The 15,037-nt window shown below is 63.6% G+C and carries 13 protein-coding genes; 10 read left to right on the plus strand and 3 right to left on the minus strand.

Features of this window, described 5'->3' with window-relative positions; all coding sequences use genetic code 11:
* The first annotated feature begins 42 nt into the window (after window positions 1-42).
* From M1D34_RS00415 to M1D34_RS00460, 10 genes are all read left to right on the plus strand, one after another.
* Window positions 43-1,128, plus strand: coding sequence for a metallophosphoesterase (locus M1D34_RS00415; RefSeq protein WP_498781679.1), 1,086 nt, complete (start codon window positions 43-45; stop codon window positions 1,126-1,128).
* Window positions 1,129-1,223: 95 nt separating this feature from the next.
* Complete coding sequence (locus M1D34_RS00420) at window positions 1,224-2,261, plus strand: LacI family DNA-binding transcriptional regulator (protein ID WP_153313055.1); 1,038 nt, start codon at window positions 1,224-1,226, stop codon at window positions 2,259-2,261.
* A 9-nt stretch (window positions 2,262-2,270) separates the two neighbouring features.
* A complete protein-coding gene (gene xylB, locus M1D34_RS00425) occupies window positions 2,271-3,725 on the plus strand; it encodes a xylulokinase (RefSeq protein ID WP_498780147.1) in 1,455 nt (484 codons plus the stop codon).
* A 94-nt stretch (window positions 3,726-3,819) separates the two neighbouring features.
* Window positions 3,820-5,130 (plus strand): xylose isomerase, encoded by a 1,311-nt coding sequence (gene xylA, locus M1D34_RS00430; RefSeq protein ID WP_498780149.1) that lies wholly within the window; start codon window positions 3,820-3,822, stop codon window positions 5,128-5,130.
* Window positions 5,131-5,322: 192 nt separating this feature from the next.
* A complete protein-coding gene (locus M1D34_RS00435; RefSeq protein WP_013844859.1) occupies window positions 5,323-6,375 on the plus strand; it encodes a sugar phosphate isomerase/epimerase family protein in 1,053 nt (350 codons plus the stop codon).
* A gap of 207 nt (window positions 6,376-6,582) precedes the next feature.
* Window positions 6,583-7,767 carry a Gfo/Idh/MocA family protein gene (locus tag M1D34_RS00440; protein ID WP_498780152.1) on the plus strand — a complete coding sequence of 395 codons (1,185 nt, stop codon included), beginning with the start codon at window positions 6,583-6,585 and terminating at the stop codon, window positions 7,765-7,767.
* 323 nt (window positions 7,768-8,090) lie between these two features.
* The gene (locus M1D34_RS00445) at window positions 8,091-9,467 is read left to right on the plus strand and encodes a GH1 family beta-glucosidase (RefSeq protein ID WP_498780154.1); all 1,377 of its coding nucleotides are present in this window, start codon (window positions 8,091-8,093) and stop codon (window positions 9,465-9,467) included.
* Between the two features lie 338 nt (window positions 9,468-9,805).
* Window positions 9,806-10,882: a methionine ABC transporter ATP-binding protein gene (locus M1D34_RS00450; RefSeq protein ID WP_010970269.1), complete on the plus strand. Its 1,077-nt coding sequence runs from the start codon at window positions 9,806-9,808 to the stop codon at window positions 10,880-10,882.
* On the plus strand, window positions 10,872-11,537 hold the full coding sequence (locus M1D34_RS00455) for a methionine ABC transporter permease (protein WP_003528883.1): 666 nt from the start codon (window positions 10,872-10,874) through the stop codon (window positions 11,535-11,537). The genes M1D34_RS00450 and M1D34_RS00455 overlap by 11 nt, the downstream gene beginning before the upstream one ends.
* A gap of 38 nt (window positions 11,538-11,575) precedes the next feature.
* Complete coding sequence (locus tag M1D34_RS00460; protein WP_003528884.1) at window positions 11,576-12,352, plus strand: MetQ/NlpA family ABC transporter substrate-binding protein; 777 nt, start codon at window positions 11,576-11,578, stop codon at window positions 12,350-12,352.
* 139 nt (window positions 12,353-12,491) lie between these two features.
* Here M1D34_RS00460 and trhO read toward each other — a convergent pair whose 3' ends face one another.
* The 3 genes from trhO to M1D34_RS00475 all read right to left on the minus strand — a co-directional run bounded on the left by trhO (window position 12,492) and on the right by M1D34_RS00475 (window position 14,890).
* Window positions 12,492-13,439, minus strand: a complete 948-nt coding sequence (gene trhO / locus M1D34_RS00465; RefSeq protein WP_498780157.1) for an oxygen-dependent tRNA uridine(34) hydroxylase TrhO — start codon at window positions 13,437-13,439, stop codon at window positions 12,492-12,494.
* A gap of 78 nt (window positions 13,440-13,517) precedes the next feature.
* Window positions 13,518-14,420: a CHAD domain-containing protein gene (locus M1D34_RS00470; RefSeq protein ID WP_107608406.1), complete on the minus strand. Its 903-nt coding sequence runs from the start codon at window positions 14,418-14,420 to the stop codon at window positions 13,518-13,520.
* Window positions 14,417-14,890 (minus strand): CYTH domain-containing protein, encoded by a 474-nt coding sequence (locus M1D34_RS00475; RefSeq protein ID WP_010970265.1) that lies wholly within the window; start codon window positions 14,888-14,890, stop codon window positions 14,417-14,419. The genes M1D34_RS00470 and M1D34_RS00475 overlap by 4 nt, the downstream gene beginning before the upstream one ends.
* Window positions 14,891-15,037 lie beyond the last annotated feature (147 nt).

A 15,037-nucleotide genomic window follows, 5' to 3' on the forward strand; every position in this document is an offset into this window, starting at 1 on the left:
CGGCGCATGAACGATCGTCCTTGCCTACGGCCTTCGCGGCGGATGTTCCTCGCCGGTGCGGTCGGATTCGGCCTCTCGATGACGGTGGGCGGCAGATTTCCAAGGGCAGCCGGCCCTCCGGTCGACGTGACCTTCCTCTTTGCCGCGGATATCCATGCCTGCCTCGTTTCGACGGACGGCTTGGCGCCGAACTGCGACGCGGAGGGCAAGACCGACGCCAGCCTCTTGCGCCATGTCGCCGCACTGAACGCACTTGCGGCACAGCACTGGCCGCATGCCATTGGAGGAAAGCCGAGCGGCCTTGCCAGCACGGGCACGAGGATTTCGCGTCCGCTCGGTCTGGTGCTCGGCGGCGACATCACCGACGATGGCGGCGGCCAGGTTCGCCAGCCCCGCGAGGGGCGGCAATTACAGCAGTTCCAGAGCCGATACGAGCAGGCGCCGGGCCCGCACCATATCCACATTCCCGTTTATGTCGGCCTTGGAAACCATGACCTCGACCAGGACGGGCCGCCGCCGAATGCCGACTGGTATCGCCGGGAACTGCGAGACTATGTCGAGCTTACCCATCGCCGGACCGTTTTCTACAAGCCGCCGGTGCCGGTCGCGAATTACGATCCGCTATCGGACAGCTATTCCTGGGACTGGGGCGGTCTTCATCTCGTACACTTGCAGCGTTTCGGAGGCGACGAGAACAAGGGCGCGGTGAGCGGATTGCCGTGGCTCAAGAGCGATCTCTCCTCCCATGCCGCCGATGGCCGGCCGGTCGTCCTCTTCCAGCATTATGGCTGGGACGCGTTTTCGACCGAGGCCTGGGATCCGCCGGCAAAGACCTTCGACGACAAGGGGGAGGGCGAGCCGCATTGGTGGAGCGCCGACGAGCGCCGGGCGCTGCTCGATCACCTGCAGGGCTACAATGTCGTCGGCCTCTTCCATGGGCACGAGCATGACCGCGTTATGGCTTACAGGGTCGGCGAGATCGACGTCTTCAAGCCCAAGGCGGCCTTCCTCGGCGGTTTCGCGGTCGTGCGCGTGACCGGCAGCTTCATGGATGTAGCCTTCGGCGAGGCCGAGGGCGAGCATGGCCACGTCGTCTTCACGCAGGCCTTCAGCAAGCGTTTCGATTGAAGCGACATTCCGGAACGTCCATTCGATCGCCCGCCCGGAGTTTTCTGATTTACGTACATCAAAAATTCCTCTAATGGGTTTTCCGGGAGGAAGAGATGCGACCGACAGTTCACGATATCGCCGCCGAGGCGGGCGTCAGTCTCGCCACCGTCGACCGGGTGTTGAACAATCGTCCGGGCGTGAGAAGCGTCACGCGGGGCAAGGTGGAGCGCGCGATCGCCACGCTCGGTTATGTTCGCGATGTCGCCGCTGCCAATCTTGCCAAGAGCCGCAGCTATCCCCTGATCTTCATCCTGCCCGCCGGCGAAAACTCCTTCATGCGCGGTCTCGAGGCGGAGGTGCGGTCGGCGATGTCGCGTTCCGCGACCGAGCGGCTGGATATCACCATCCTTTCCGTTCCGGTCTTCGATGCACCGGCGCTCGCCGCCGCACTACACGACGCGCGTGAGCGCCGACCGGCGGGTGTCGCGGTGGTTGCCGTCGACGCGCCGGAGGTGACGGAGGCGGTAAAGCGGCTCCGCGAAGACGGCATTGCCGTCGTTACGCTGGTCTCCGATCTGCCGGGGTCGGGGCGCGACCATTTCGCCGGCGTCGACAATGTCGCCGCGGGCCGTACCGCCGGCAGCCTGATGGGCCGGTTTCTCGGCGGCGGCGAAGGGCCGGTCGCAGTGCTCGCCGGCTCCATGCTGGTACGCGACCATCGTGATCGGCTGGAGGGTTTCCAGGCTGTCATGAGCGAGGATTTCGCCTCGCGCCGGATCCTGCCGGTGATAGAGGGGCAGGACAATCCGTCTCTGGTCGAGACGCTCGTCGGCGCGCTTCTCGGGCAGCATCCCGACCTTGCCGGCATCTACAGCCTCGGTGCCGGCAATCGCGGCCTTGTCGCCGCTCTCGAAAAGGCGGGCAAAGGAAGGGCCGTTTGCACGATCGCGCATGAGTTGACGCCGCACAGCCGCGCCGGACTTCTTTCCGGCACGATCGACGCGCTGCTCAACCAGAATGCGGGCCATGAGGTCAGAAGCGCCATCCGGGTGCTGAAAGCAAAGGCGGACGGGCTGCCGGTCATCGCGGCGCAGGAGCGCATCCGCATCGATATTTTCCTGAAGGACAACCTGCCGCTCGAGCAGGAATAGGAGGACACCATGTATCTCGGACTGGATCTCGGCACGTCCGGCGTCAAGGCCATGCTGATGGACGGCGAGCAGCGGATCATCGGCTCCGCCAGCGGCGCGCTCGACGTCGACCGGCCGCATCCCGGCTGGTCGGAACAGGATCCGGCTGACTGGATCCGCGCCGCCGAGGAGGCGATCGCCCGGTTGAGGGAAACGCATGCGCAAGCGCTTGCAGCCGTCCGCGGCATCGGCCTTTCCGGCCAGATGCACGGTGCGACATTGCTCGACGAAGGCGATGCGGTGCTGCGGCCATGCATATTGTGGAACGACACCCGCAGCTTCCGCGAGGCGGCGGCGCTCGACGGCGATCCGCAGTTTCGGGCGCTGACCGGCAACATCGTCTTTCCGGGCTTCACCGCACCTAAGCTCGCCTGGGTGCGCGAAAACGAGCCGGAGATCTTCGCCAGAGTTCGCTGGGTACTGCTCCCGAAGGATTACCTGCGCCTCTGGCTGACCGGCGAGCATATGTCGGAGATGTCCGATTCGGCCGGCACGTCATGGCTCGATACGGGCAAGCGCAAATGGTCGGCGAGCCTGCTTGCCGCTACTTATCTCGAAAAACGGCAGATGCCGGACCTCGTCGAAGGCACCGATGCAGCCGGGACTTTGCGGCCGGAGCTCGCTGCGCGTTGGGGGATGGGACCTGGCGTCGTTATCGCCGGCGGTGCGGGCGACAACGCAGCCTCGGCCTGCGGCATGGGGACGGTCGGGGAGGGGCAGGCCTTCGTCTCGCTCGGCACTTCCGGCGTGCTTTTCGCGGCCAATGCAAGCTATCTCCCCAACCCGGAGAGCGCCGTCCACGCCTTCTGCCACGCGCTGCCCAACACCTGGCACCAGATGGGCGTGATCCTCTCGGCGACGGACGCGCTGAACTGGCATTCCGGCATCACCGGCCGGAGTGCCGCAGAACTCACCAATGAACTCGGCGAGAGCCTCAAGGCGCCGGGCTCCGTGACGTTTCTTCCCTATCTCTCCGGCGAGCGCACGCCGCACAACGACGCGGCGATCCGCGGCGTCTTTGCCGGCCTCGGGCACGAAAGCTCCCGGGCGGTGCTTACGCAGGCGGTGCTCGAAGGCGTTTCCTTCGCGATCCGCGACAGTCTCGAGGCACTGCGCGCGGCCGGCACGAAGCTCACGCGGGTGACGGCGATCGGCGGCGGTTCGCGCTCGCGCTACTGGCTGAGCTCGATCGCGACCGCGCTGAACCTGCCGGTCGACCTGCCCGCGGACGGCGATTTCGGCGCTGCCTTCGGCGCGGCGCGGCTCGGCCTGATCGCCGCCACCGGAGCCGACCCGGCCGCGGTCTGCACCGCACCCGAGACGGCGGAAACGATCGCGCCGGAGGCATCGCTCGTGCCCGCCTATGAAGATGCTTACCAACGCTATCGCCGGCTTTATCCGGCGATAAAGGAAGCGGCGCTGTGAGCAGTTTCGGCGCATCCACCAACTGCCTTCCACCCGATAGCCGGCTCCGTCGCGAACGGTGCCGCCAATTCACAATCCATGAGAGGAGACTGTCGTGAGCACGGGATTTTTCGGCGATATCGCCAAGATCAAATATGAGGGACCGGAAAGCACCAATCCGCTCGCCTTCCGCCATTACAATCCGGACGACGTCGTCCTCGGCAAGCGGATGGAGGATCATCTGCGCTTCGCCGTCGCCTACTGGCACACCTTCGTCTGGCCGGGCGGCGATCCCTTCGGCGGGCAGACCTTCGAACGCCCCTGGTTCAAGGATTCGATGGAAGCCGCCAAGCTGAAGGCGGATGTCGCCTTCGAATTCTTCCAGCTTCTTGGCGTACCCTACTACTGCTTCCACGACGCGGACGTGCGCCCGGAGGGGCGGAACTTCGCCGAGAACACGAGCAATCTCAACGCGATCGTCGATTATTTCGCCGGGAAGCAGGAAGAGACCGGCGTCAAGCTGCTGTGGGGCACGGCGAACCTCTTTTCCAACCGCCGCTTCATGGCGGGGGCTGCGACGAACCCGGACCCGGACGTCTTCGCCTTTGCCGCCGCGACGGTGAAGACCTGCATCGACGCGACGCAGCGGCTGGGCGGCGAGAACTATGTGCTCTGGGGCGGACGCGAGGGCTATGAGACCCTGCTCAACACCGACCTGAAGCGCGAGCTCGATCAGCTCGGCCGCTTCCTCAACCTGGTCGTCGAATACAAGCACAGGATCGGCTTCAAGGGCACGATCCTGATCGAGCCGAAGCCGCAGGAGCCGACCAAGCACCAGTACGACTACGACGTCGCGACCGTCTATGGCTTCCTCAAGAGATACGGCCTCGAAAACGAGGTGAAGGTCAACATCGAGCAGGGCCACGCGATCCTTGCCGGACATTCCTTCGAGCACGAGCTGGCGCTCGCCAATGCGCTCGGCATCTTCGGTTCGATCGACATGAACCGCAACGACTACCAGTCCGGCTGGGACACCGACCAGTTCCCGAACAACGTGCCGGAAATGGCGCTCGCCTATTACCACGTGCTTGCGGGCGGCGGGTTCAAGACCGGCGGCACGAACTTCGACGCGAAGCTGCGCCGGCAGTCGATCGACCCCGAAGACCTGCTGATCGGCCATATCGGCGGCATGGATTGCTGCGCGCGCGGCCTCAAGGCGGCCGCGAAGATGATCGAGGACGAGGCGCTCTCCGCACCGCTCGAAGCGCGCTACGCCGGCTGGAACGTGCCGGAGGCGAAGAAGATGCTCGACGGCGGCTTCTCGCTCGAGGAGATCGAGGCCTGGGTGCTGAAGTCCGACGTCAACCCGCAGCCGAAATCCGGCAGGCAGGAGCTTCTGGAAAACGTGGTCAACCGCTACGTCTGACGGGTGCGGGAAATCCTTTTTCGCGAGGGGCGCGCAAGCCGATTGCCCCTCGCGAAGAATCTGCTAGCTTCTGGCTCCTGCAACGTTGCAGGTGTATCAGTCGCTGCGAATTCGCGGGCCGGAAGCACTGGAAGTCAACGGTCGGCCGCAGGGCCGGCACATCGGACACCGCTCCATCAGGGAGGAAGTTATATGAAGACGATCAAAGGACCGGGGCTGTTTCTTGCGCAATTCGCCGGCGATGCCGCACCCTTCAATTCTTGGGATTCGATCACCAAATGGGCAGCCGATTGCGGTTATAAGGGGGTGCAGGTCCCGAGCTGGGACGGCCGGCTCTTCGACCTGAAGAAGGCTGCGGAATCGAAGACCTATTGCGACGAGGTCGCCGGCAAGGCGCGCGACAACGGCGTCGAGATCACCGAGCTTTCGACCCACCTCCAGGGCCAGCTCGTTGCGGCGCATCCCGCCTATGACGAGGCTTTCGACGGTTTCGCCGTTCCGCAAGTTCGCGGCAATCCCAGGGCGCGCCAGGAGTGGGCGGTCGAGCAGGTGAAGCTGGCGCTGACCGCCTCGAAGAACCTCGGCCTCGGTGCGATGGCAAGTTTTTCCGGCGCACTCGCCTGGCCCTTCGTCTATCCGTGGCCGCAGCGCCCGGCGGGCCTGGTGGAGACCGCCTTTGACGAGCTCGCGCGGCGGTGGAAGCCGATCCTCGACCACGCCGAGGATTGCGGCGTCGACGTGTGCTACGAGATCCATCCGGGCGAGGACCTGCACGACGGCATCACCTATGAGATGTTCCTGGAGCGCACCGGCAACCATGCCCGCGCCTGCATGCTCTACGACCCGTCTCACTATGTGCTGCAGTGCCTCGACTATCTCGAGAATATCGACATCTACAAGGACCGCATCCGGATGTTCCACGTCAAGGACGCGGAGTTCAATCCGACCGGACGCCAAGGCGTCTATGGCGGCTATCAAAGCTGGGTGAACCGCGCCGGCCGCTTCCGCTCGCTCGGCGACGGTCAGGTGGATTTCGGGGCCGTCTTCTCGAAGATGGCCGCCAATGATTTTGCCGGCTGGGCCGTGGTCGAGTGGGAATGCTGCCTGAAACATCCGGAAGACGGCGCGCGCGAAGGCTCCGAGTTCGTGAAGGCGCATATCATCCGCGTCACCGAAAAGGCCTTCGACGATTTCGCCGACAGCGGCACCGACGAGGCGGCGAACCGGCGGATGCTGGGAATCTAAGTGAAAACCCCTCCCCAACCCCTCCCCACAAGGGGGAGGGGCTTACCCTGTGGCTTCCGCCGGCATTAATCACGACGTCGATTATTGCGAATCCGTCGAAACATGGATGGAGCGGCTCGGCACAAGTGAGCCCCTCCCCCTTGTGGGGAGGGGTTGGGGAGGGGCAGTGACGGCAATTCACGCGAACTCTTCAGGAGAGAAAGAACGATGGCTATCGAGGGAAGCAGTACTGAAACGCGTCAGAAGCGCATTCGGCTCGGCATGGTGGGGGGCGGATCGGGCGCCTTTATCGGCGCGGTGCATCGGATCGCCGCCAGGCTCGACGATCACTACGAGCTTGTCGCCGGCGCGCTCTCGTCGACGCCGGAGAAGGCCGAGGCTTCGGGCCGCGAGCTCGGGCTCGATCCATCGCGTGTCTATTCGGATTTCAAGGAAATGGCGATCCGTGAGGCGAAGCTGAAGAACGGCATCGAGGCGGTGGCGATCGTCACCCCTAACCATGTTCACTATGCTGCTGCCAAGGAATTCCTGAAGCGCGGCATCCACGTCATCTGCGACAAGCCGCTGACGTCGACGCTCGCCGACGCGAAGAAGCTCAAGAAGGCGGCCGACGAAAGCGATGCGCTCTTCGTGCTGACGCACAACTACACCGGATATCCGATGGTGCGCCAGGCGCGCGAAATGATTGCGAATGGCGACATCGGCGCCGTCCGCCTCGTGCAGATGGAATATCCGCAGGACTGGCTGACCGAGAATATCGAGCAGTCCGGTCAGAAGCAGGCCGCCTGGCGCACCGACCCGGCGCGCTCCGGCGCCGGCGGCTCGACCGGCGACATCGGCACGCATGCCTATAATCTCGGCTGCTTCGTTTCCGGGCTCGAGCTCGAGGAGCTCGCCGCCGATCTCGACAGCTTCGTTGGCGGGCGGCAGCTCGACGACAATGCGCATGTGCTGATGCGCTTCAGGGAAAAGGACGGAACGCGCGCCAAGGGCATGCTCTGGTGCAGCCAGGTGGCACCCGGCCACGAGAACGGCCTGATGGTACGCGTCTACGGTACCAAGGGCGGTCTCGAATGGACGCAGAAGGATCCGAATTACCTCTGGTACACGCCCTTCGGCGAGCCGAAGCGTCTGCTGACGCGCGCCGGCGCAGGAGCTTCGCCGGCGGCGGCACGCGTATCGCGCATTCCGTCCGGCCACCCCGAGGGTTACCTCGAAGGCTTCGCCAATATCTATTCGGAAGCGGCGCGGGCGATCTACGCCAAGCGCAACGGCGGGAAGGCGGATCCTTCTGTCATCTATCCGACGATAGACGATGGCATGAAGGGCATGGCCTTCGTCGATGCCTGCGTGCGTTCCTCGGAGCGCAACGGCGCCTGGATCAAGGTCTGAACCTTGCAAGCCGGAGCATTTCCGCGATTCGGTGAAAGTGGAAATGTTCCAGAGCGGGATGAGGAACAGTGTGTGCGGTTTTCCGCCCGCGTCCCGCGTCTCAACTTCTAGGAATCGATCACGTTCATGTTTTTACGTCGACCCGACCTAAAAACATCGTGATCTAGGGAAGGGCGGGAACACCTCGCCCTTTTTCATTGACATTTGCCACCGCGGCCTTAGGCCACGTCCTCAGACGAGGGCGAGACCTCCCATGGTCCGCCTTACCATTGAATCGAACGCAGCCATGCCTTCGGTCCGGCTGCGCAGACGATGAGGCCTGAATGATGATCGAAGCCAAGAAACTCGCAGCGCGCTTTCCCGGCGACTTTGTCTTCGGCGTTGCAACCGCATCCTTCCAGATCGAGGGAGCCAGCAAGGCGGATGGTCGCAAAGCCTCCATCTGGGACGCCTTCTCCAATATGCCGGGGCGCGTTTACGGGCGCCACAACGGCGACGTCGCCTGCGACCATTACAACCGGCTGGAGCAGGACCTGGACCTCATCAAGAGCCTCGGCGTCGAGGCCTACCGCTTCTCGATCGCCTGGCCGCGGATCGTGCCGGAGGGCACGGGGCCGATCAACGAGAAGGGCCTCGACTTTTACGACCGCCTCGTCGACGGACTGAAGGCGCGCGGCATCAAGGCCTTTGCGACCCTCTATCACTGGGACCTGCCGCTGGCGCTGATGGGCGACGGCGGCTGGACGGCACGCACGACCGCCTATGCCTACCAGCGTTACGCCAAGACCGTGATCGCGCGTCTGGGGGATCGTCTCGACGCGGTCGCGACCTTCAACGAACCGTGGTGTTCCGTCTGGCTCGGCCATCTCTACGGTGTCCATGCACCGGGCGAGCGCAACATGGATGCAGCACTTGCCGCACTGCACTTCACCAATCTCGCCCACGGGTTGGGGGTCGCGGCGATCCGCTCGGAACGGCCGGAACTGCCGGTCGGCATCGTCATCAATGCCCATTCGGTCTATCCCGGCAGCAACAGCGCCGAGGACAAGGCCGCGGCAGAGCGCGCCTTCGAACTCCACAACGGCGTCTTCTTCGATCCGATCTTCAAGGGCGAGTATCCGGAGGGTTTCCTCTCCGCGCTCGGCGAACGCATGCCGGCGATCGAGGACGGCGACATGGCAACGATCGCCCAGCCGCTCGATTGGTGGGGGCTCAACTATTATACGCCGATGCGGGTTTCGGCAGACCCCGCGAAAGGCGCCGAATATCCGGCGACCGTCAATGCGAAACCTGTCAGCAACGTGAAGACCGATATTGGCTGGGAAGTCTATGCGCCGGCTTTGGGCAGCCTGGTGGAGACGCTCAATGCGCGCTACAGGCTCCCCGACTGCTACATCACCGAGAATGGCGCCTGTTACAATATGCGCGCCGAGAACGGTACCGTCGACGATCAGCCTCGGCTCGACTACATCTCAGACCACCTCGCCGTCACCGCCGATCTCATCGCCAAGGGTTATCCGATGCGGGGCTATTTCGCCTGGAGCCTGATGGATAACTTCGAATGGGCCGAGGGCTACCGGATGCGCTTCGGCATCGTTCACGTCGATTACGAGACGCAGGTCCGCACGATCAAGAAAAGCGGTCGCTGGTATAAGGACCTGGCGGAACGGTTTCCAAGCGGCAACCACAAGCCGGGATGATGCCGGAGCGAGCGGACGGCAGTTCTGCACAAAAAGAGTAGACTTTTGCGTCGCGCCCTGGGGGCTCCGGAAAAACGTACCTGTAAAAGGGCGCGCCCGCGCGCCATAAGAACCACATGCTCCTTGGCATGGCAGGCATGCCGAGGAGGCGTTGAACTGACCGGTTGGCCGATGATAGAGAGTTGCTCCACGTTTCGAATGCGTTGTCGAATGTCCGTCTGACGAGGCGACGTTTTTTCCGTGCCGGCCCTATTTAGCAAGGGACCGGAGTTTCGAACATCCGAGAGCATCATGTATCCTCCTATCGTTTTGATCCCTCCTGCGGGGGCGACCGGACAATGACCCTTCCTCGATCCGAGATATCGGCCGGTGATGCGGTCGTCTTCGACGCCGTGTCCAAGCGCTTTCCGGCCTCCGGCGGAAATACGGCCTTCACTGCGCTCGACAATGTCAGCCTGGCGGTCGCTCGCGGCTCGATCACCGGTATCATCGGCCGTTCCGGCGCCGGCAAATCGACGCTGATCCGGCTGGTCAACGGCCTCGAAAAGCCTTCGAGCGGCAAGGTGTTCGTCGATGGCGTCGATGTGGGTGCGCTGGACGAGGCGGGCCTGCGCGATCTCCGCCGCTCCGTCGGCATGATCTTCCAGCATTTCAACCTGCTTTCCTCGCGCACCGTTTTCGGCAATGTCGCGCTGCCGCTCGAAATCGCCGGCATGGATCGGCGCGCGATCGAGCAGCGTGTGCGCCCGCTTCTCGAACTCGTCGGTCTTGCCGACAAGCACGGGCGCTACCCGGCGGAACTTTCCGGCGGCCAGAAGCAGCGCATCGGCATCGCCCGGGCGCTTGCGACCGAACCCAAGCTGTTGCTCTCGGACGAGGCGACCTCGGCGCTCGACCCGGAAACGACGCAGTCGATCCTGGAACTGCTGAGACGGATCAATGCGGAACTGGGCCTTACCGTTCTGCTCATCACCCACGAGATGGAGGTCGTGAAGGCGGTTACCTCCGACGTGGCGGTGATCGACAAGGGCGAGATCGTGGAGCGAGGGCACACTTTCGATGTCTTCACGCATTCCAGGCACGAGACGACGCGGGCACTCCTTTCCGGTCTGGCGGGTTCGAAACTGCCGGAAGCCGTTGCCAGAGGCCTGAAGCCGGCGGCGGCTAGCGGCGATCGCGTCGTGGTGCGCCTCACCTTCTTCGGGGCAGCGGCGGAGCGCCCGCTGATCTCGCAGCTCATCCAGTCCGTCGGCGCCGAGGTCAACATCATCGCCGGCACGATCGACGAGATCGGCGGCAAGCCCTATGGCTCGCTCGTCGTCGCCTATGGCGCCGATGCCGAAACCTCGGGCAAGGCGGAGCGCTTCTTCACCGAGAACGGACTGGTCACGGAGGTGCTCGGCTATGTCGCCTGATCTTCTGCTTCGCATAGGCAGCGCCACGCTCGACACGATGTACATGGTGGCGATCGCCGGCCTCGTGGGCTCGTTGATCGGGCTGCCGATCGGCATCTTCCTGGCGACCAGCGGCAAGGGCGAGCTGTTTCCCGCGCCCAATGTCAACCGGGCTGTGGGACTTGTGGTGAACGCGACGCGGTCGACGCCTTTCATCATTCTCGTCGTCGCGATCATTCCGTTGACGCGCCTCATCACTGGCACCTCCATCGGCACCAAAGCGGCGATCGTTCCCTTGACGATTGCGACCATTCCCTTCGTCGCCCGACTTGTCGAGGCGGCGATCCGCGACGTCGACAAGGGGCTGATCGAGGCGGCGCGCGCCATGGGCGCCACCCCGATGCAGATCGTCTTCAAGGTCCTGCTCGCCGAATCACGGCCGGCGCTGACGCTGGCGCTCACCATGACGATCGTCAGCCTCATCGGCTATTCGGCGATGGTCGGCGCCGTCGGCGGCGGCGGTCTCGGCGACCTGGGCATCCGCTACGGCTACCAGCGCTTCATGCCGGACGTGATGCTCGTCGTGGTCGTCGTGCTCATCGTGCTCGTACAGCTCGTCCAGAGCGCCGGCGACCGGATGGCGCGGCGCTTCGACAAGCGCAGCCGCAAGACCTGATCCTTTCCAAGACACCAAACAGCAACAAGGAGACATCCATGAAAAAGTTGATTCTCGCGGCGGCCTTCGCCGCCCTGGCTGCCGGCACGGCGCTTGCGGAAACCATCAAGGTCGGCGTGACCCCGGGCGAGCATGCCGAGATCATGGAGAAGGTGAAGGAAGTCGCCGCCCCCAAGGGCCTCGACATCGAGATCCTCGAATTTTCCGACTACGTGGTTCCCAACCAGGCGCTCGCCGACGGCGACCTCAATGCCAATTCCTTCCAGCACCAGCCCTATCTCGACAACCAGATCGCCGATCGTGGCTTCGACATCGTCAGCGTGGGCCTGACCATCACCACGCCGATGGGCGTCTATTCGAGCAAGGTTAAGAGCCTCGATGAGCTGGAGGACGGCGCGACGATCGCCATTCCGAACGACCCCACCAATGGCGGCCGCGCGCTCCTGGTTCTCGCATCGAAGGGCCTCATCAAGGTCAATCCGGATGCCGGGCTCAAGGTCACCCCGGCCGACGTGACGGAAAATCCGAAGAACATCGAGTTCGCCGAGCTCGACGCGGCCCAGCTGCCGCGCTCGCTGGCCGATGTCGACGCGGCCGTGATCAACACCAATTACGCGCTCGAGGCCGATCTTCACCCGAAGGAAGACGCCATCGCCATCGAAAGCGAGAAGTCTCCTTATGCCAACGTCATTGCGGTGCGTAGCGCAGACAAGGATGCGCCCTGGGTGAAGACGCTCGTCGAATCCTACCACGACGACAAGGTCAAGGCCTTCATCGTGGAGCACTTCAAGGGTGCGCTCATCCCGAGCTGGTGAGCGGCGTTTGCCCCCTCTCCTCGGGTCTAACCCGAGGACTAACCCTCTCCCCGCGGGCGGCCACGGCATGCCCCTCAACCGGCAGGCGGTTGAGGGGCATCGACCGGGTGAATCCGGTTAGACTGAACCAAGCAAAGCTCTAGCTTCCGAGGTGCCGCGCGCCGCGCTTCTTCGCAAGCATGATCTGCCTCTGCCTCTGGCGGTAACGCTCGCGATCCTCTTCGGTGCGGGTGTCGTGGCAGTGGATGCAGGAGACGCCTTCCTCGTGAAGGGGCGACTGGAGGTCCTCGGGCGTCAGCGGCTGGCGGCAGGCATGGCAGAGCGTGTGTTCGCCTTCCTGCAGCCCGTGGGTGACGGACACGCGCTCGTCGAAGACGAAGCAGGCGCCTTCCCAGAGGCTCTCTTCCGGCGGTATTTCCTCGAGATATTTGAGAATGCCGCCCTTGAGGTGATAGACCTCCTCGAAGCCCTGTTCCTTCATGAAGGCCGTCGCCTTCTCGCAGCGGATACCGCCGGTGCAGTACATGGCGATCTTCGGCTTGTTGTGCAGGCCGCTATTGTTGCGCACCCACTCGGGAAATTCCCGGAAGGTCTTGGTCTTCGGGTCGACGGCTCCCTGGAAGAGGCCGATGGCCGTTTCGTAGTCGTTGCGCGCGTCGATGACCAGCGTTTCCGGATCGGAGATCAGCGCGTTCCAGTCCTTCGGCTCCACATAGGTGCCGACCACCTTTTTGGGGTCGATGTTCTCGACGCCCATGGTGACGATCTCCTTCTTCAGGCGCACCTTCATGCGCAGGAAGGGCATGGCCGAGGCCCGGCTCTCCTTGTGTACCAGGCCGGCGAATTCCGGCTGCGCGCGGACACAGGCAAGGACCGCCGCAATGCCTTCTTCGGTGCCGGCGATCGTCCCGTTAATGCCCTCATGGGCCAGAAGCAGCGTTCCCTTCACCCCATTGGCATCGCAGATCGCCTGCAGCGGCTCGCGGAAATCGGCGAAGCGCGGAAAGGATACGAAATGGTAGAGGGCGGCCACCAGAAACTGGCCCGGCGTCTCCGGGCGGCGCGATGTCGTGAGCATGTCGGTCATGCGGCACGCAAATACAGGTTTCGGGCGCCAAGTGCAATTGCGGCGAATCACGCCTGAGCGCGGCTTTCAGTAAGTGTTCTACCTTCCGGCTTCGAGCCAGAGCAGTTCGAGGGTTCGGCTCTCCCTCCGCGGCCGGTCGAGAAAGACCGCATCCGCGCGCTTCAAGGCCTCACGTCTCAGCTCGTCCTGCCTGGCGACGACATTCGAAAGAAGATGCTCCCTGCTGTTGCCCGCCAGGTCCGGCCGTTCGTCGACAAGCGACATCAATGCGGAGATGTCGTTCAGATGGCCGAGCACATCCACCAGTTCGCCGGCCTCCGTTCTTTTCGCCCGCATTGCCGACGGCCAGGCCTCGCGAAGCAGGGAGAGCTGCATCCGATAATCCTGTGCGCCCTTGCGCAGGTCGTGAAACAGCGTCGTATCGGAGCTTGCCGCACAGGCCGCCCTGGCGCGTGCGGCGCGGCGCAATGTCTGCCGCCAGCCCTTCGCCAGGCGGCGTGCGGATTTCCGCCTGCCGTCATGGAAGGAAACATGGGCGAGTGCGGCGTGCGCCTTTCGGCAGTTGACGATGGTTTCTTCGATCTTCCGGTCGAGATCGCCTTCGTCTTCGGCAATCCGGTCGCGCCGGCTTGCGAGGATCGAGCAGATTTTGTCGAGGGCCAGCTGCTGCTCCTCGCTCGCCGCGTGCCGGCGCAGATATCCGGCATTCTCGACAAGCGCTGCCGCATCGCGGAATGTCGAGAGACTGCGTGCCATGGCGCGGAAGCGGGCGTTTTCCTGCCTTTGGAAGAGTGGCGCATCCGCGGCCACGAGGCGATAGAGCGAGCGCAGGCGCTTGAAGCCCTTGCGTGCATCGTGGATCGCTTCATGCACGCCTTCGGGTTGGACCTCCAGCATCGCGATCGCGCGTTCGATCTGTTCCCCTCCGACGGCGCGGAAGTCCTCTGTAAAGGGGCGCTTCGGATGGAAGGCAAAGGTCATGTCTGCGCTTCCAGCAGTCCTTCGGTGGCAAGCGCCTGATTGGAGTAGCGGCGATCGCCGGTGATCTCGCGCCCCAGCCAGGCCGGCAGGTTGGGCAGGTCCGTTTCCCGCTTCATTTCGACTTCGGCGACTGTGAGCCCTTCAAGCGCGCCCTCATAGACGTCGACCTCCCAGGTGAAACCCTTGTGCGGTATCCGGAAACGCCGCTTCTCGATGACGATGCCGATCGCCTGGGTCAATAATTCCCGCGCGTCATTCATGGGGAGATCGTATTCGTACTCGTTGCGGACGAGCGCCGATTTGCCGATCTTGATGGTCAGGCGTGCCCGCTTGTTGCCGTGAATGCGCACGCGTACGGAGCGGTCTTCCATGGTGACGACGTACGCCTGACGTAGCCTGATGCCCTTGTCCGCGTGTTGCCGCCAGCCATCGGTGGCGACTAGAAACTTGCGCTCAATCTCCTTTGCCATGGATCTCCTGCCATTTCGAGAAGTCGGCCGGCACAGACTACCGTTTAATCGATGTCGCTCAAGTCTTGTCCCTTCGATCACGATGATTTTAGATCGGATGGACCTGAAATCGTGAACGTGATCGATCCCGACAAGTTAGAGCGGAAG

The sequence above is a fragment of the Ensifer sp. D2-11 genome, assembly GCF_054161295.1.